Annotated in this window: 14 protein-coding genes; 8 read left to right on the forward strand and 6 right to left on the reverse strand. The window is 70.1% G+C overall.

What is annotated here, in order from left to right; translation table 11 throughout:
• Window positions 1-67: 67 nt before the first annotated feature.
• The 8 genes from ACWV14_RS13695 (at window position 68) to ACWV14_RS13730 (ending at window position 11,660) form a co-directional block, all read left to right on the forward strand.
• The gene (locus ACWV14_RS13695; RefSeq protein WP_454909109.1) at window positions 68-2,260 is read left to right on the forward strand and encodes a TonB-dependent receptor; all 2,193 of its coding nucleotides are present in this window, start codon (window positions 68-70) and stop codon (window positions 2,258-2,260) included.
• Window positions 2,261-2,271: 11 nt separating this feature from the next.
• A complete protein-coding gene (locus ACWV14_RS13700; RefSeq protein WP_454909110.1) occupies window positions 2,272-3,807 on the forward strand; it encodes a PepSY domain-containing protein in 1,536 nt (511 codons plus the stop codon).
• A gap of 46 nt (window positions 3,808-3,853) precedes the next feature.
• On the forward strand, window positions 3,854-4,531 hold the full coding sequence (locus ACWV14_RS13705; protein ID WP_454909111.1) for an energy-coupling factor ABC transporter permease: 678 nt from the start codon (window positions 3,854-3,856) through the stop codon (window positions 4,529-4,531).
• Window positions 4,532-4,678: 147 nt separating this feature from the next.
• Window positions 4,679-5,746 (forward strand): cobalamin biosynthesis protein CobW, encoded by a 1,068-nt coding sequence (gene cobW, locus ACWV14_RS13710; RefSeq protein ID WP_454909112.1) that lies wholly within the window; start codon window positions 4,679-4,681, stop codon window positions 5,744-5,746.
• 12 nt (window positions 5,747-5,758) lie between these two features.
• Window positions 5,759-9,577 carry a cobaltochelatase subunit CobN gene (cobN, locus tag ACWV14_RS13715; RefSeq protein WP_454909113.1) on the forward strand — a complete coding sequence of 1,273 codons (3,819 nt, stop codon included), beginning with the start codon at window positions 5,759-5,761 and terminating at the stop codon, window positions 9,575-9,577.
• Entirely contained in the window at window positions 9,574-10,647 is a 1,074-nt protein-coding gene (locus ACWV14_RS13720) for an ATP-binding protein (RefSeq protein ID WP_454909114.1), read from the forward strand. The genes cobN and ACWV14_RS13720 overlap by 4 nt, the downstream gene beginning before the upstream one ends.
• 140 nt (window positions 10,648-10,787) lie before the next feature.
• A complete protein-coding gene (locus ACWV14_RS13725) occupies window positions 10,788-11,285 on the forward strand; it encodes a vWA domain-containing protein (RefSeq protein WP_454909115.1) in 498 nt (165 codons plus the stop codon).
• Window positions 11,286-11,327: 42 nt separating this feature from the next.
• Window positions 11,328-11,660 (forward strand): DUF1090 family protein, encoded by a 333-nt coding sequence (locus ACWV14_RS13730; protein WP_422086172.1) that lies wholly within the window; start codon window positions 11,328-11,330, stop codon window positions 11,658-11,660.
• A gap of 17 nt (window positions 11,661-11,677) precedes the next feature.
• Here ACWV14_RS13730 and ACWV14_RS13735 read toward each other — a convergent pair whose 3' ends face one another.
• The 6 genes from ACWV14_RS13735 to ACWV14_RS13760 are packed head-to-tail and all read right to left on the reverse strand — an operon-like array spanning window position 11,678 to window position 17,234.
• The gene (locus tag ACWV14_RS13735) at window positions 11,678-12,163 is read right to left on the reverse strand and encodes an SET domain-containing protein (protein ID WP_422086173.1); all 486 of its coding nucleotides are present in this window, start codon (window positions 12,161-12,163) and stop codon (window positions 11,678-11,680) included.
• Between the two features lie 11 nt (window positions 12,164-12,174).
• Window positions 12,175-13,044: a GNAT family N-acetyltransferase gene (locus ACWV14_RS13740; protein ID WP_454909116.1), complete on the reverse strand. Its 870-nt coding sequence runs from the start codon at window positions 13,042-13,044 to the stop codon at window positions 12,175-12,177.
• A 6-nt stretch (window positions 13,045-13,050) separates the two neighbouring features.
• Window positions 13,051-14,274: a GAF domain-containing sensor histidine kinase gene (locus ACWV14_RS13745; RefSeq protein ID WP_454909117.1), complete on the reverse strand. Its 1,224-nt coding sequence runs from the start codon at window positions 14,272-14,274 to the stop codon at window positions 13,051-13,053.
• A 46-nt stretch (window positions 14,275-14,320) separates the two neighbouring features.
• The gene (locus ACWV14_RS13750; RefSeq protein WP_454909118.1) at window positions 14,321-15,262 is read right to left on the reverse strand and encodes an ABC transporter substrate-binding protein; all 942 of its coding nucleotides are present in this window, start codon (window positions 15,260-15,262) and stop codon (window positions 14,321-14,323) included.
• Window positions 15,263-15,285: 23 nt separating this feature from the next.
• Window positions 15,286-16,137, reverse strand: coding sequence for a PA4780 family RIO1-like protein kinase (locus ACWV14_RS13755; protein ID WP_454909119.1), 852 nt, complete (start codon window positions 16,135-16,137; stop codon window positions 15,286-15,288).
• Window positions 16,134-17,234, reverse strand: coding sequence for a GNAT family N-acetyltransferase (locus ACWV14_RS13760; RefSeq protein WP_454909120.1), 1,101 nt, complete (start codon window positions 17,232-17,234; stop codon window positions 16,134-16,136). Before ACWV14_RS13760 ends, ACWV14_RS13755 begins: the two co-directional genes overlap by 4 nt.
• Window positions 17,235-17,286 lie beyond the last annotated feature (52 nt).

Raw genomic sequence — 17,286 nt, forward strand, 5'->3', positions numbered from 1 at the left:
GCTTCTCCCGCTTCGTCCTTTTTCGGACAGAGGAGCCTGCGGGGACGCGGGCCGGAGGAGAGATCACATGAGCCGACAAGCATGGCCGGCGCGCGATTGCAGGGGCGCGCCGCAACGTGTGCGACTTTCGGGTATCCCGGTGGCACTGGGGCTGGCACTGGGGCTGGCACTGGGCCTGGCATTCGGGCCTTCCGTGGCCCTTGCACAGGCCGCCGGCAACCAGAGCCTTGCGCCAGTGCAGGTCGAGGCCGACCGCCACACGCGGCTCGCCATCGACGAGACCACGCAGACCGGCAGCCGCCTGGGCCTGACGCCGCTGGAAACGCCGGCCAGCATCGAGGTGCTGAACGGCGACACCATCCGCGCACGCGGCGACGTCTCGATGATCGAGGCGGCCACCCGCGCCACCGGCATCACCGGTTCGCCCGGCCCCGGCAACGGCGGCACCGCGATGGCGGCGCGCGGCTTCCTGGGCCACGGCTCGGTGATGCAGCTGTTCGACGGGACGCGGCTGTATGCGGGCGCGGGCACCGTCACCTTTCCGTTCGATACCTGGTCGGTCGACCGCATCGAGATACTCCGCGGCGCGGCCTCGGTGATGTACGGCGAAGGCGCCATCGGCGGCGCGATCAACGTGGTGCCCAAGAAGCCCACGCGCGGCCCGATCCAGAACCAGGCGCTGGTCACCATCGGTTCCGATGCGACCCGCCAGGTCGCCTTCGGCAGCGGCGGCGCGATCAACGACAAGCTCTCCTACCGCTTCGACATCAGCCAGCGCCAGACCGACGGCTTCATGCAGCGCGGCCAGGCCGAAAGCCTGGCCGTGGGCGCGGCCGTGCGGCTCGACGTGTCGCCGCAACTGCAGTTCACGCTCTCGCACGATGAGGGCCGGCAGTCGCCGCAGCGCTACTACGGCGTGCCGCTGATCGACGGCCGCCTGAGCAGCCAGACGCTGCGCCAGAACTACAACCTCGACGACTCCGAAATCAAGTACCGCGACAAGTGGACCCGCCTCGAGGCCCAATGGACGCCGAACGATTCGGTCACCGTGCGCAACCAGCTCTACCGGCTGGAGAGCAGGCGCCACTGGCGCAACAGCGAGACCTATACCTACAGCGCCACCACGCGCCGCGTGACGCGCGGCGACTACCTGGAAATCGGCCACGACCAGGAGCAGATCGGCAACCGCACCGACGCCACCTTCAGGCACGGCCTGTTCGGCCTGGCCAACCAGGTACTGGTGGGCTTCGACGTGAACCGCATCGACTTCCTGAATTCGAGCGACACGCCCTACGGCGGCCGCTCGGTGGTCGATCCGTTCAACTTCAACCCGGGCTACTACGCCTCGCCGGTTGCCTACCTGCCGCGCTACAAGACCCGCACCAACACCTACGCCTTCTTCACCGAAGACAAGCTGGCCTTCAACGAGCAATGGTCGGTGGTGGGCAGCCTGCGCTGGGACCACGCGAAGATCGCGCGTGCCGACCTGCAGAACGCGGCCAACAACCTGGGCAAGACCTTCGAGTACGCCACCGGTCGCCTTGGCGTGGTGTACGCGCCCGATGCGTCGCAGTCGTTCTACGCGCAGGTGGCGCGCGCGGCCGATCCGTTGACCTCGCTCATCAGCACCTCGGCCACGCAAGTGCCGTTCGAGCTCAGCACCGGCAAGCAGGTCGAGGTCGGCTACAAGCGCCAGCTCGCCGACAACCGCGGCGCCTGGACCGTGGCGGCCTACCGCATCGAGAAGAACAAGCTGCTGTCGCGCGACGCGAGCGACCCGAGCAAGACGCAGCAGATCGGCCGGCAGTCTTCCGAGGGCATCGAGGCCACGCTGGACATGGCGCTCACGCCCACGCTGAACCTCGAGGCCAACATCGCCAGGCTGCGCGCGCGCTACGACGACTTCAACGAAGTGGTCGGCGGCAAGCTGATTTCGCGCGCGGGCAACACGCCCAACGGCGTGCCCGAGCAGGCGGCCAACCTGTGGCTCAACTGGCGCTTCCTGCCGCAGTGGGAGGCCGCATTCGGCGTGCGCTACGTCGGTCCGCGCCAGGTCGATGCCGCCAATTCGCGCAAGATCGGCTCGTACACCGTGGCCGACGCTTCGGTGAGCTGGCAAGCGAACCCTTCGCTGAAGCTGGCGCTGCGCGCCTACAACCTGGCCGACCGGCGCTATGCGGTGTCGTTCTCGAACGGCGGCAACCAGTGGCTGCTGGGCCGCCCGCGTTCGTTCGAACTCTCGGCGCTGGTCGATTTCTGAGCGACCCACGCATGACTTCCGCATGGCGCCGCGCCTGGCCGCGCATCCGGCACTGGCTCTACTGGACCCACCGGTGGCTGGGCATCGGCGGCTGCCTGCTGTTCGTGATGTGGTTTGTCTCGGGCGTGGTGATGATGTACGTGGGGTATCCCAACCTCACGGACGCCGAGCGGCTGGCCGGGCTGGGGCCGCTGCGCCTTGCGCAGGCAACGGTGTCGCCCACGGCCGCGCTCGACGCATTGCCGCCCGCTGCACGCGCACAGCCGCCGAGGCGCATGGTGCTGGAAATGCAGGGCGGCAACGATCCGCTGCCCGTGTGGCGCATCGTCGATGCGCGCGGCGGCCGGCACACGGTCTCGGCACGCGACGGCCATGTGCCGGGCCCCGTCGATGCCGCGCAGGCCGAGGCCATTGCGCGCGCGTTTTCGGGCTTGTCCGGTGCGCGCTGGGCCGAGACGCTGGAGCGCGACCAGTGGACCGTGCCGCAGGCCCTGAACCCGCTGCGCCCGCTGCACCGCATCGAGCTTGGCGACGCGGCCGGCACAGAGCTGTATGTGTCCTCGCGCAACGGCGAGGTGGTGCGCGATACCAACCGTTCCGAGCGCTTCTGGAACTGGCTGGGCTCGGTGCCGCACTGGATCTACTTCACGCCGCTGCGCGCCGACCCGCCCCTGTGGCACGAGGTGGTCGTGTGGCTGTCGGCAGCGTGCATCGTCTCGGCAGTGACGGGCATCGTCATCGGCATCCTGCGAGTGCGGCTGCGCAGGCGCTTTCGCAATGGCGCCGTCACGCCCTACACGGGGTGGATGGCCTGGCACCACGTCGCGGGGCTGATCGGCGGCTTCTTCGTGCTGACCTGGATCATCAGCGGCTGGCTCTCGATGAACCCCAACGGCTGGTTCCAGCGCGGGCCGGGAGATGCGGCGGCGATGGCCCGCTACAGCGGTGCCGGGGCGTCGCCGTTCCCCTGGCCGCCGGCGTCGTTGCCGGACGGCGAGGGCGCCGCCGCGCCGCGCGAGGCCGTGCTGCTGTGGTTCGACGGCCGGCCGCTGCTGCAGCTGCGCGATGCGCAGGCGCGCGTGCGCGTGGTCGATGCCGCCACCGGCGCGCCTGCTTCCATTGCCAGGGACGACATCGTGCGTGCCGCATCGGCCCTGCGGCCCGACGCCCATGTCACCGAAGCGGTGCTCCAGACGCGCGAAGACTTTCACTGGTACGGCCACCACCGCGAGCGCATCGTGCCCGTGTGGCGCCTGCAGTTCGACGACGCCGCGCGCAGCCGGATCTACATCGACCCGGCCAGCGGCCAGGTCGCGGGCAGCAACGACAGCAACTCGCGCCTGCGCCGCTGGCTCTTCAACGCGGCCCACAGTCTCGACTTTCCCTGGCTCATCCAGTACCGGCCGGCCTGGGACTTCGTGATGTGGCTGCTTTCGATCATCGGTGCGGTAGCCTCGGCCAGCGGCGTGGTGATCGGCTGGCGCCGGCTGCGGCGCAAGCCACGGCGGGCGGCTGCCTCGAAGGGGCTTGCGCAAGCAGGTCCATGAACCAACAATCAACTTTCGCACTGCGGTGCATTTCAGGAGGTGCTCGATGCACATCGAACCAGGTCTCGTCGACGGAACCAAGATTTTTCTCAGCTATGCAACGGCCGCTGCCGCACTCGCCTACACAGGCAAGGTGGCCATCGAAACCGCGGTGAAGGACGGCCTTGCCGCCCTGGTGCTGCGCTCCGCCATTGCCGTGGCGCTGGTGTTCTGCTTCTTCGAGGTGCTGCCGCATCACCCGGTGGGTGTGTCCGAGGTGCACCTGATCCTCGGCACCACGCTGCTGCTGGTGTTCGGGCTGGCACCCGCGGCCATCGGGCTGGCTGGCGGGCTGCTCATCCAGGGCCTGTTCTTCGAGCCGCAGGACATTCCGCAGTACGGCATGAACGTCACCACGCTGCTGGTGCCGCTGTTCGCTACCGCCGTGCTGGCGCGCCGCATCATCCCGAAGAACGTGGCCTATGTGGACCTGAGCTACCAGCAGGCTTTCAAGCTGTCGGTGGCCTACCAGGGCGGCATCGTGGTCTGGGTCGGCTTCTGGGCGCTGTACGGCCGCGGCACCGGGCTCGAGAACCTCGGCCAGATCGCCAGCTTCGGCGCTGCCTACATGGCGGTGGTGCTGGTCGAGCCGCTGGTCGACCTGGGCGTGCTGGCCGCCGCCAAGGGCTGGCGCCGCCTGCAAGGCTCGGTCTTCGTCGAGCGTCGCCTGTACGGCGGCGTCTGATTCGCAGGGCACTTTCTCTTCCTGGGCGCCAGGCTCACCTCGTGGGCCTGGCGCCGATTCTCTTGTGATGACCACCGGCTCGCCTTTGCTGGCGCCCGGTGCTCGTTCATCCCTCCGGCCGCCACCGGCGCCCGAAAGAACACTTTCATGACCCAACCAAGCAACGCCAAGATTCCCGTCACCATCGTCACGGGCTTCCTCGGCAGCGGCAAGACCACGCTGCTGCGCCACATTCTCGGCAACGCCGAAGGCCGCCGCATCGCGGTGATCGTCAACGAGTTCGGCGAGCTCGGCATCGACGGCGAGATTCTCCGCGGCTGCGGCATCGGCTGCGACGACGAAGGCAACGAGCGCGAAGGCGCGCTCTACGAGCTGGCCAACGGCTGCGTGTGCTGCACCGTGCAGGAAGAGTTCCTGCCCGTGATGCTGCAGCTGGCAGAGCGGCGCGGCGACCTCGACGCGGTGCTCATCGAGACCTCGGGCCTGGCACTGCCCAAGCCGCTGGTGCAGGCCTTCCAGTGGCCGGACATCGCCAATATCTTCACCGTGGACTCGGTGGTCACCGTGGTCGACGGCCCGGCCGCCGCGTCGGGCCAGTTCGCGCAGAACCCCGAAGCGGTCGACGAAGCGCGCCGCGCCGACCCCAACCTCGACCACGAATCGCCGCTGCACGAGCTGTTCGAAGACCAGCTCTCGGCCGCCGACCTGGTGGTGCTCAACAAGACCGACCTGATGGACGACGCCGCGCGCGCGAAGGTGGAGGCCCTGGTGCGCGAAGAACTGCCGCCCGAAGTGAAGATCGTCGCCGCCACCGAAGGCAGGCTGCCGCTCGCGCTGCTGCTGGGCCAGGGCCGCGCGGCCGAGGCCACCATCCACCTGCGCGAAAGCCACCACGACCACGAGGAAGACCATGACCACGACGAGTTCGACTCGCTCGTGATCGAGCTGCCTCCCGTGGACCGCGACAGCCTGCTGGCCGTGCTCTGCAAGCTGGTCGAGCAGCACACCATCTACCGCGTGAAGGGCTTCGTCGCCATTCCGGGCAAGCCGATGCGCCTGCTGGTGCAGGGCGTGGGCCGGCGCTTCGACCACCACTTCGACCGCCGCTGGCGCGACGGCGAGGCGCAGCGCACGCGGCTGGTGTTCATCGGCGAAGACCTGGACGAAGCGGTGCTGCGCAAGGCGCTGGAAGAAGTGGCCGCGGTCGCCGCCTGACCGCCTGCACGCATGCACCTGCTGAGCACCCAGCCCGGACGCTTCGTCGAGGACGACAGCGTCGTCACCCGGCTCGACCAGACGCCGGGCGACATCGTGGTGCTCAGCTCGGCCGACACCACGCTCGCGCTGCTGGCCGCCGCGCGCACTGAGCTGGCGGCCACCGACCCCGGCTATCCGTCGCTGCGGCTGGCCAACCTCATGTACCTGAAGCAGCCGGCCTCGCTCGACCTGTACATCGACGAGGTGCTGCAGCATGCGCGCGTGGTGGTGGTCGATCACCTGGGAGCCGAATCGTCCTGGGCCTACGGGCTGCAGCAGCTGGAGAAGCTCGCGAAGCGCAAGGGCCAGCAGCTCGCGATGTTCTCCGGCGACCTGCAGGAAGACGAAGACCTGCTGGCGCGCAGCACCGCCCCGCGCGCGGTGAGCCGCCAGCTCTGGCAGTACATGCGTGCGGGCGGTGCGGGCAATGCGCTGCAGTTCCTGCGCGCGGTGGCCTTCCACGGCCTCGGCCATGGAGAAGCGCCATTGCCGCCGCGCAGCCTGCCGCAGGTCGCGCTGCATGTGCCGCGCGGCATGGACGCGGCGCACACCGTAGCCGGCATCGACGACCTGCGCGCCGGCTGGCATGCGGGTGCGCCGGTGGTGGCGCTGGTGTTCTATCGCTCGCACCTGCTGGCGGGCAACACCGTGGCCTTCGATGCCATAGCCGCCGCGCTGAGCGCCGAGGGGCTGAACCCGCTGCCCGTTGCGCTCGATTCGCTGAAAGACCCGTTGTGCCTGTCGGCGCTGCGCGAGCTGTGCGCAGCGCATGACGTGCAGCTCGTGCTCAACACCACCGCCTTCGCTGCACTGGGGCAGGGCACGCAGAAAGAAGAAGGCGAAGACCTCGCGCTGGCCGGCGACGCGCCCGTGCTGCAGGTGATCGTGAGCGGCGGCAACCGCGAAGACTGGCTGGCCGACAGCCAGGGCCTGCGCCCGCGCGACATCGCCATGCAGATCGCGCTGCCCGAGATGGACGGCCGCATCATCACGCGCGCCGTGAGCTTCAAGGGCCTGTCGCACCGCTGCGAGCTCACGCAGACCGAGGTGGTGAACTACCAGCCCGAGCCCGACCGCGTTGCTTTCGTTGCCGAGCTGGCGCGGCGCTGGTGCCGGCTGCGCGCGCTCGACGCGGCCGACAAGCGCATCGCGCTGATCCTGGCCAACTACCCCGGTAGCGAAGGCCGCATCGGCAGCGGCGTGGGGCTCGACACGCCAGCCTCCGTCATCGCGATCCTGCGCGCGATGCAGGCCGAGGGCTATGCGCTCGGCAACCCCGCCGCGCTGCCCGAAGACGGCGACGCGCTGATGCGCAGGCTGCAGGAAGGCATCGCGAACGACCCCGCGCAGTGGGCCGCGCGCCCGGCCTGGCAAAGCTATGCGCTGGCCGACTACCGCGCGCGGCTCGCGTCGCTGCCCGCGGGCATGGCGGATGCCATCGACGCCCGCTGGGGCGCGCCCGAACAAGACCCCCTGGTGCGCCAGGGCCGCTTCATGATCGCGGGGCTGCGGCTGGGCCGGGTGTTCGTCGGCATCCAGCCCGCGCGCGCGCTGGGCACCCTGGGCGCGGCCGACTACGCGAGCTACCACGACGCCGAACTGGTGCCGCCGCACAGCTACCTCGCCTTCTATTTCTGGCTGCGCGATGCCTTCGCCGTCGACGCGGTGGTGCACGTCGGCAAGCATGGCAACCTCGAGTGGCTGCCGGGCAAGAGCATCGCGCTGTCGCAGGCCTGCTGGCCCGACGCCATCCTGGGGCCGATGCCCAACGTCTATCCCTTCATCGTCAACGACCCGGGCGAGGGCGCGCAGGCCAAGCGGCGCACGCAGGCGGTCATCATCGACCACCTGATGCCGCCGCTCACGCGCGCCGAGAACCACGGCCCGCTGCAAGACCTGGAGCGGCAGGTCGACGAGTACTACGACGCGCTGCTGGTCGACGCGCGCCGCGCCAAGGTGCTGCGCGCGCAGATCCTCGCGGCGGTACGGGCGCAGCATCTGGTCGAGGAACTCGACATGCCGGGCGCGGAAGACGACGCGGTGCTGGCGCGTGTCGACGCCTATTTGTGCGAGCTGAAGGAAACACAGATCCGCGATGGGCTGCATGTGTTCGGCGCATCGCCTGCAGGCCGCTTGCGGCGCGACACGCTGCTGGCGCTCGCGCGCTATCCGGCCGCTGAAGGCGCTGGCGAGAATGCGGGGCTGCTCGGCGCGCTGGCAAATGATCTGCTGCCCGGCGAAGGCTTCGATCCGCTCGACATCGACGCGGCCAAGCCCTGGCAGGGCGCGCGGCCCGCGCTGCTGCAATCGGTCAGCACCGATGCGTGGCGGCACCAGGGCGACACGCGCGAGCGGCTGGAGTTGCTGGCGCAGCGGCTGATCGAATCGCGCGATTGCCCGCCCGATCTGCCGCGCACCTCGGCGGTGCTCGGGCGCATCGAACGGAGCCTGGCCCCCGCGCTCGACGCGTGCGGCACGCAGGAGCTGCTGCAACTCTCCCGAGCCCTGCAAGGCCGCTTCGTGCCGCCCGGCCCGAGCGGTTCGCCGTCGCGCGGCCGGCCCGACGTGCTGCCCACCGGGCGCAACTTCTATGCGGTCGACACCCGTGCCATTCCCACGCCCACGGCCTGGATGCTGGGCCTGAAGTCCGCCGCGCAGCTGGTCGAGCGCCACATGCAGGAGCATGGCGACTACCCGGTGGCGATGGGGCTGTCGGTCTGGGGCACGGCCACCATGCGCACCGGCGGCGACGATCTTGCACAGGCCTTTGCGCTCATCGGCGTGCGGCCCAAGTGGGCGCCGGGCAGCCAGCGGGTGGTCGATTTCGAGGTGCTGCCCACGGTGGGGCTGGGCCGCCCGCGCGTCGATGTCACGCTGCGCATCTCGGGCTTCTTCCGCGACGCCTTTCCCAATGCCGTGCAGATGTTCGACGCCGCCGTGCAGGCTGTCGCGGCACAGGAAGACGAAGACGCCGAGCGCAACCCGATCCGAGCGCGCATCCTGCGCGAAGCCGCCACGCTGGAAGCGCAGGGCGTGGCGCCCGACGCAGCCCGCACCCAGGCCGGCTGGCGCGTGTTCGGCTCGGCGCCGGGCAGCTACGGCTCGGGCCTGCAGCCGCTGTTCGACCACGGCGACTGGCAGACCGACGACGACCTGTCGAAGGCTTATGTCGGCGGCAGTGCCCATGCCTACGGGCAGGGCAGCGACGGCGTGCCGGCAGCAGGTGCGCTGGTGCGCAGGCTGCGCGCCATGGACGTCGTCATGCAGAACCAGGACAGCCGCGAGCACGACCTGCTCGACTCCAACGACTACTACCAGTTCCAGGGCGGCATGGCCGCCGCCGTGCGCCACCTGAGCGGGCGGCAGCCGGCCATGTACCACGGCGACCATGGCAACCCGCAGGCGCCGCGCGTGCGCACGCTGAAGGAAGAAATCAGCCGCGTCATCCGTTCGCGCGTGGTCAATCCCAAGTGGATCGACGGCGTGAAGCGGCACGGCTACAAGGGCGCCTTCGAAATGGCCGCCACGGTCGACTACCTGTTCGGCTTCGACGCCACCGCGCGCGTGGTCGGCGACCACCAGTACGCGATGGTGGCCGACGCCTACGTGCTGGACGAGGCCACCCGCGATTTCGTGAGCGAGCACAATCCGCGCGCGCTGCACGACATGCTCAGCCGCCTGCTCGAAGCGATGCAGCGCGGCCTCTGGCAGTCGCCCGGCGACTACCGCACCCAATTGGAGAACCTGCTGCTCGACCAGGAGCAGCGGATGGAAGGAAGCCTCAGATGACCACAGCCGCCCCGATGCCGCTGCCTTTTCCGTTTGCCGCGATCGCCGGTCAGCCGCAGCTGCGGCAGGCGCTGCTGCTGGCCGCGGTCGATCCCGCGCTGGGCGGCGTGCTGATCGAAGGGCCGCGCGGCACGGCCAAGACCACCGCCGCGCGCGCGCTGGCCGAGCTGCTGCCCGGCGCGCCCTTCGTCACGCTGCCGCTGGGTGCGAGCCTTGAGAGCCTGGTCGGCACGCTGGACCTCGGCCAGGCGCTGGCCGGCCATGAACTCAAGTTCGCGCCCGGCCTGCTGGCGCGCGCGCACGGCGGCGTGCTGTACGTGGACGAAATCAATCTGCTGCCCGATGCGCTGATCGATTCGCTGCTCGACGCGGCGGCCAGCGGCGTGAATGTGGTCGAACGCGACGGCATCTCGCACCGGCACGCCGCGCGCTTCGTGCTGGTCGGCACCATGAACCCGGAAGAAGGCACGCTGCGGCCCCAACTGCTCGACCGCTTCGGGCTGTGCGTGCAGTTGCGCAACATCGACGATGCGGCCGGGCGCCAGGCCATCGTGCGCGCACGGCTGGCGTTCGATGCCGACCCGGCCGCCTTCCGCGCGAAACATGCGCAGGCAGAGGCCGAGCTGTCCGACGCGCTGGCGCGGGCTCGCGCGCGGCTGGCCGATGGCTCGGCGCTGCCTTATGGGGACGCGGTGCATGACGCGGTGTGCGCGCTGTGCATCGAGGCCGGCGTCGACGGCCTGCGCGCGGACCTCGTCATGCTGCGCTCGGCGCGAGCGCTCGCAGCGTGGGAAGACGCAGAAGCCATCACCACCGATCACGTGCAGCGCGCCGCCGAAGCTGTGCTGTTGCATCGTCGCAAGCCCGAAGCCGCTGGCGCGCCGCCGGCCAAGGCGCCCACGCCCGCACCTGCGCCCCGTGGCGCGGAGACGAACGGCACATCCAGGACAAGCAGTGCCGCCGACGAAGACTGGGGCGCCATGCCGCCCAAGCCCGTCGGCATCGAGCGCGTGAAACCGCTGCGCCCGCTGATCGCCTCCCGCCCGAAGGCCGCTCCAAAAAAAGCCTGAGCCTCCGGGACGCCGCACCCGCTGGCGCGCGCCAGGGTGACCGGAGGCAGGGCACGCAGAGGGACGCATGGCATGGCACCGCATCGCAGGGCGCGGCCTTCGACTGGCCGCGCACTTTCGCGGCACGCGGTGCTGGCCAATTGCGTGTCGAACACCTGCGCCACCGCCCGCAGGAAGCACGCAGCGGCGCGCTGCACTGCTTCCTGCTCGACTGCTCGGCCTCCATGCGCGACGACGGCAACCTCGCGCGCGCCAAGGGCCTGCTGCTCGCATTGATGGAGGAGGCCTACCAGCGCCGCGACCATGTCGCGCTGCTTTGCTTCGCAGGCGAGGTGGTCGAACTGCGCCTGCCGCCGCGCCGCGCCAGCGCCTGGAACGACGACTGGGTCGCGCCGATTGCCGCCGGTGGCGGCACGCCCCTCGCGTTGGGCGTGCAGCGTGCCGACCAGTTGCTCGCGAAGAGCGAAGCGCGGCAGCGCTGGCTGTGGCTGCTGACCGACGGCCGCAGCAGCGAAAGCCCCGTGCGGCCCGAGGCGGCCGATGTCGCGTGCGTCGTTGATTTCGAGGCGGCGCGAGTGCCGCTGCACCGCGCGAAGCAGCTCGCCGAGGGGTGGGATGCGCGCTACCTCACTGTGTAGGGCTGAGCGGTGTTTTGCGCCGCCGTTGCGTTACCGTGCGGCATGAGCGTCAAAACCTTCTTCCTGGCTCTTGCGTTGAGCGTGACGCTGCCTGCCTTCGCACAACCCGCCGTGCCGCCGGACAGCGCGACTTGCCAGGCCGAGGAGGCTGCCCTTGAGCGCGACATCGATCTCGCGCGTTCCCGGGGCCAGATGCTGCGGCGGGGAGAGCTTGCCGAAGCATTGAGCGCGCTGCAGATGCAATGCAAGGCCGCGGCGCCGGCCGAGAGCCGCGCAGCCCGTATCGCCAGGCTGGAGCAGCAGGCCAGGGCGCTGCGCCAGGAGCTCGATCGCACCGAGGAGCAACTGCGCAAGCTGAAGAGCGAGTCGCCCTGAGGCCGGTGCCGGGTCGCTCAGGGAGCGGGTGCCTCGGCCTCTTCAGGCGCCAGCATCGTCCCCCGGCAGTTCGCCGAGCCGCAGTGGCAGGGGTACTTGGACGGCGGCGAGCCGTCGTCCGCCGTCAGCGAATAGTCGATGAACAGCTCGTCGCCCGCATCCACGGCCGTGAGCGTCTGGAACTTCAGCACCAGCTCGCCGCCTTCGTCGTATTCCTCGACCGCCTCGCAGTTGGGCTCGCACGAATGATTCAGGTGGCGCGTGGCGTTGCCGCCCTTGGCGCCGTCGATGGTTTCGTGGTTCGACAGCGTGAAAAGGTAGGTGAGCTGGTCGTTCCAGACCTTGGTGGCGATCTCGGCCTTGGTATAGCGGCGGCCTTCGTACAGGCCCAGGAAGGCCTCGGGCGGCAGGTCGCGCGTGGCGAAGGCGCCAAGGCCGTGCACGCCGCTGGGGCCGACCCGGACGAAAGGCGTGGACGATGTGATTTGCTTGCGGTGCTTCATGGGGTGCGGGGTCAGGCGAGAGGGGCGTCGTTGTCTTGCTGGAGTGTCAAGGCCATTTCGACCTGGCGGATGACAGGAACCGCGCCGCGCGCGCTGGCGGCCCGTAGCAGCGGGCTGCCCTCGGGCTCGTCCACCAGCCGCCAGCGGGTGCCGGGGCGGGCGGTGGCAAGGGCGTCGAGCAATTCGTGCGCGGCGGTTTCGTCGAGGGCCGCGGCGTCGAGCAGCGCTCCCTGGCCGTCGCCGGCCGGCGGCATCACTGCATAGGCGCACAGCGTGTCGTTGCGCCACACGCCGAGCGCGACGGCGTGTTCGCGCACCAGGGCGTCCAGCACGGTCGGCCATTCGCGGCGCCAGGTGGGCCGGGAAACCTCGGCGCAGGCGTGGTGCAGCTGCTGGAGCGCAGCGGGTTCAGGCCGCGTGCTGGCTTTCCTGCGATGTTTTTCGAAGCTCCATTCGCGCACGTCGAGCGAGCGCAACTCCTTGAAGCCGGCCTGCCGGTAGAGCGCGCGCGCCGGGTTCTGCTCGATCACTTCGAGAAACGCCTGCGCGATACGGGCCTGCGACAGCGCCGCGGCCTGCGACTTGATCAGTTGCCCGGCCAGCCCTTGCCGCCGGAGCGAATCCGCAATGCCGAAGCCTGCGAGGTAGGCGCGCGGCCCGCGCCGGCCTACCAGCGAGATGCCGCAGGCCGTGCCGTCCATCGTCAGTACGCGCGAGAGCGACAGGTCGACCTCGCCGCGCCGCAGGTGACGCTCGAAGCGTTGCTCGTCGAACGCGATGGGTACGAAGTAGCCCTCGTAGGCGCGGTTCCAGAGCGCGGTGAGTTCGCCGCGAGAGAAGTCCGTGGCGGGGACCACCGCCATGCCGCTGCTGTTCTGCATGAAGTGTCAGGCGACCGGGAGCTTCGCCACGAAACAGGTTCCGTCGTCCGCGCAGGAGGTGACCTCCAGCGTGCCGCCGTGGGCTGCGACGATTTCCGCGCAGATGTACAGGCCCAGCCCCAGGCCGCCGCCGGGCTTGCTGTTCTCCGGGCGCCAGTAGGGCTGGAAGATCTTGGTGATGTCGCCGGGCGGAATGGGCTCGCCGCCGTTGGCGACCGACAGCACCAGCTGGCCTTCGCGCACCTCGGCGCGCACCACGATCGGCTGGTCCGGCGCGCCGTGCGTGACCGCATTGCCCAGCAGGTTGGACAGCACCTGCTGGATGCGCCCCTGGTCGCAGCGCACGGTGCCGCTGATGGAGAGTTCGTCGCGAATGTCGAGCGCCGGATGGGCGGCCCGCACTTCGTCGATCACGTCCTTGAGCCCCGAGGCCAGGGAACCGGCTTCGCGGATCTCCAGGCCCATGCCCGAGCCGAGCCGCACGCGGGCAAAGTCGAGCACGTCGTCGATCAGCGCCGACATGCGGCGCGTGCTGGCCTTCAGGCGGGTGCCCAGCTTCACGAGATCGGGCTCGGCCTGCCGGCGGATCAGCAGCTCGGCCGCCGCGCCCACCGACGACAGCGGGTTGCGCAGGTCATGCCCCAGCACGGCGATGAACTGCTCGCGCAGTTCGGCAGTGGCGTGGGCGGACTGCAGGGCGGTTTCGGTGCGCTCCTGGCGGTCTTCGATCTCCAGCTGTCGTGCGATCAGGTCGGCAAAGGCGGTGAACATGGCCACCACGCGCGGTTCCGACACCTGGGCCGGACGCGGGTCGATGGCGCAGAGGTTGCCGAAGTAGTCGCCGTTGGTGTGGATGATGGGCACCGAGATGTAGCTCTCGATGTTGTACAGGCGCGGCGTGTGGTGGTCGAAGTAGACGGGATCGGTGCTGGCCTGGTCGATCACCACCGGCTGGCGCGCCGCGCGCGACTCGCTGCACAGCGTGGTCCGCACCTCGAGCTGGCCGCCGGGCTTCAGGCCGAACTGGATGGTGTCTTCCACCGCGCAGGCGGTCCAGGTGCCGTCCGTCACGCGGGCCACCGCCGCGAAGCCCATGCCGGTGTGCTGGCAGATGACCTTCAACAGCGAGGGCACCGCACTGATGCGGCCGATGGCCGCCACGTCCCGCGCGATGGCTTCGTCGGTGTCGACGGCGGCTGCAGGCGCGGGAGAGGCGGGAGATGTGGTCAAGATGCCGGGATGGTACGTCAGCGGCGCCGCCGAGGGGCGCGGCAGGTCAAGGCTTCAGTTCGCCCAGCGAGGCGAGGCAGCCCACGATGGCGTCTGCGGCCTCGTCCAGCCGGGGGCCGGGGCGCATCATCAGGTCGAAACGGGCCGAGGCGAAGCTGCAGACCCGCCCGCGCTTTATTGCCGACATGGCCGACCAGCCGGGCCGTCCGGCCATGGCCGAGATCTCGCCGAGCGCCGACACCATCAGCACGTCGGGGTCGGCGCGCACCACGAATTCGGGGCTCATCTTGGGAAAGGGGCCGAGCGTGCCGGGCACCGCGTTGCCCAGCCCCAGGCGGGCCAGGGTTTCGCCGATGAACGAGCTTTCGCTGGCCGCCGCCATGCCGCCGTGCACTTCGAAGTACACGCGCCGGCCCTGCCAGCCGGCCGGCACGCGCGCCCGTGCGGCGTCCAGTCCGGCATCGAGCTTGCGCCAGAAAGCCTCGCCGGCGCCCGGGCGGCCGGTGGCGCGGGCCACGGTCTCCATCACTCGGCGCATGTCGGCATGAGTCTTGGCGTCGAGCGCCAGCACCTTGATGCCCAGGCGCTCCAGCGGCTCGGCGGCACGGCTGCGCGGGCGCAGCAGGACCAGGTCGGGCTTGAGCGAGACGATGCGCTCGATGTTGGCGTCGTCGATGCCTCCCACCTGCGGCAGCCCCTTCACCGACGCCGGCCAGTTGGCATGGCGGTCGATGCCGACCAGCCGGTCGCAGGCGTCCAGCGCGCAGACGGTTTCGGTCAGCGAGGGCATCAGTGACACGATCCGCCGCGCCGGCGCCTGCAGTTCCAGCGTGGTACCCCGGTCGTCCTGCAGCCGGATGGCCGTGCCGGCGGCATGCGCGGCCGGGCCGAAGCCCAGCGCCACGAAGGCCGCGGCCTTGGCGACCCGGCGGACGGTGGAGGACAGGAGCTGGCGCGGGGCGGAGATCGGCAGGGCGGAAGAGGTCATCGGGCAGGCGGGCGTTGGCCCGCCTATTGTCGCGGCGTGCGCAGGCGCAGCAGCCGCGCGGCCTCTTCCTCGCGCGCGTCGTCCACCTCGCGCAGCACATTGCGCAGGTCGACCGGGCCGGTCTCGGGCATGTAGCTGCCGGTCGGCTCTGTCTCGGGGCGCAGCTGGCCGCGTTCGTAGAGGTGCCAGATCTCTTCGCCGAAGCGCGTCTCCAGCAGCGCGGGCGCGAACTGGCCGAAGAAGTTGCGCAGGTTCTCTACGTCGCGCAGCAGCATGCGCCGGGCGTGGTTGTTGCCCGCGGCGTCGACCGCCTGCGGCAGGTCGATGACCACCGGACCATCTTCGGCCAGCAGCACGTTGAACTCCGAGAGGTCGCCGTGCACGATGCCGGCGCACAGCATGCGCATCACCTCGCGCAGCAGGCTGGCGTGATGGCGCAGCGCGTCTTCGGGCGAGAAGGCCACGTCGTTCAGGCGCGGGGCGGCGTCGCCGTTGGCGTCGGTCACCAGGTCCATCAGCAGCACGCCCTCCAGGAAGTTGTGCGGCGTAGGCACGCGCACGCCGGCAGCGGCCAGCCGGTAGAGCGCATCGACCTCGGCGCTCTGCCAGATGGCCTCCGTCACCTGGCGGCCGAAGCGCGTGCCCTTGGCCATGGCCCGCGCCTCGCGGCTGTTCTTGACGCGGCGGTTCTCGGTGTAGTCCACGGCCTGCCGGAAGCTGCGCTTGTCGGCCTCCTTGTAGACCTTGGCGCAGCGTGTCTCGTCGCCGCAGCGCACGACGTAGACCATGGCTTCCTTGCCGCTCATCAGCTGGCGCACCACGGTGTCGATCAGGCCTTCGTCGATCAGGGCCTGCAGTCTCTGGGGTGCTTTCATTGCGATGCCTCCTCGGGCGTAGTGGAACGGGTGGCGAGAAAGTCCCGCAGGCTTTGGGTGCCGACCTGGTAGAGCCCGTCGTGCCGGTACGGCGCGAAGCCCAGGCGGTGGTTGATGGCGAGCATGGGCGCGTTGACCTCGGCGTTGCTGGTGATGGCGAGCTTGACCTCGGGATGGCGCTCGCGCACCAGCTGCAGCATGGCCGCCTTCACACCCTTGGCAAGACCCTTGCCGCGCCATTTGCGCGACACGGCGGTGAGCCGCTGGCTCATGCGGTCGGGGTAGAGCGCGTTCCAGCTGGCCTCGCACACCGCGGCCAGTTCCTCGCCGTCGAGCAGCAGCACCAGGAAGTGCTCGCCGCCGCGGCGGTCCATGTCCGCGTACCAGGGCGCGAAGTCTTCGAGGTCGTAGCGAAACGGCGGCCGCTCCAGGCCTGAGGTGGGTGCGTCGTCGAACAACGTGGACATCGGGCCCACCAGCGTCGCCAGCCGCTCGTGCGGCACGCGGCCGGCATGCACCTCGGCGCGAAGGCCGTGGGCAGGCGCAAAGCCTTCGGTGCGCCAGCGTGCGAGCTCCTGCCAGTCGAGGGCGTCGAAGCGCATGCGGTTCTCGACGCTGCGGTGTTTTTCGCTCGCGCCGATGGCCTGCAGGAAGGCGTGTCCCCCGGGCATGTGCGCCTTGAGGGTGGCGACGGATTTGCCGTGCAGCTCCATCTGCGCCAGCAGCGTGCGCAGCAAGGCGCTCGCGACGCCGCGCCGGCGGTGCGGCAGCAGCACGCCGCCCCAGGCGTCGATGAAAGGCGCGAATGGCTCGCTGCCTGGAGTGCCTTGGCGCCGAAAGCTGGTGCTCAGGCTGCCGATGAACTCGCCGTGTTCGCCCAAGGCCAGGACGCGATGAAAGGCGTACAGCGGGGCGGCTTTCAGCACCTCGCGCCGCCGGTCGGCGTCGGGCTGCACGGGCTCGCCGGGATGGTCTTCTTCGGAGCGCAGGCGCCAGTAGGCGAGAAAACGATCCCAGTCGGCTTCGCTCGCGCTGTGGGGATCGAACACGGTAGTGGGCACGGTATGCCGCGAATGCGCGGCACGGGGTTCAAGCATGGGTTTGCCTTGATTCGAAAAGGAACGGGGCGCTGCCGGCACACGCGTGCTG

This window comes from Variovorax durovernensis, assembly GCF_977011995.1.

Coding starts and splice junctions, on each gene's coding strand:
- ACWV14_RS13695 (WP_454909109.1), top strand. CDS start 68: ATGAGCCGACAAGCATGGCCGGCGCGCGATTGCAGGGGCGCGCCGCAA.
- ACWV14_RS13700 (WP_454909110.1), top strand. CDS start 2,272: ATGACTTCCGCATGGCGCCGCGCCTGGCCGCGCATCCGGCACTGGCTC.
- ACWV14_RS13705 (WP_454909111.1), top strand. CDS start 3,854: ATGCACATCGAACCAGGTCTCGTCGACGGAACCAAGATTTTTCTCAGC.
- cobW (WP_454909112.1), top strand. CDS start 4,679: ATGACCCAACCAAGCAACGCCAAGATTCCCGTCACCATCGTCACGGGC.
- cobN (WP_454909113.1), top strand. CDS start 5,759: ATGCACCTGCTGAGCACCCAGCCCGGACGCTTCGTCGAGGACGACAGC.
- ACWV14_RS13720 (WP_454909114.1), top strand. CDS start 9,574: ATGACCACAGCCGCCCCGATGCCGCTGCCTTTTCCGTTTGCCGCGATC.
- ACWV14_RS13730 (WP_422086172.1), top strand. CDS start 11,328: ATGAGCGTCAAAACCTTCTTCCTGGCTCTTGCGTTGAGCGTGACGCTG.
- ACWV14_RS13735 (WP_422086173.1), bottom strand. CDS start 12,163: ATGAAGCACCGCAAGCAAATCACATCGTCCACGCCTTTCGTCCGGGTC.
- ACWV14_RS13740 (WP_454909116.1), bottom strand. CDS start 13,044: ATGCAGAACAGCAGCGGCATGGCGGTGGTCCCCGCCACGGACTTCTCT.
- ACWV14_RS13750 (WP_454909118.1), bottom strand. CDS start 15,262: ATGACCTCTTCCGCCCTGCCGATCTCCGCCCCGCGCCAGCTCCTGTCC.
- ACWV14_RS13755 (WP_454909119.1), bottom strand. CDS start 16,137: ATGAAAGCACCCCAGAGACTGCAGGCCCTGATCGACGAAGGCCTGATC.
- ACWV14_RS13760 (WP_454909120.1), bottom strand. CDS start 17,234: ATGCTTGAACCCCGTGCCGCGCATTCGCGGCATACCGTGCCCACTACC.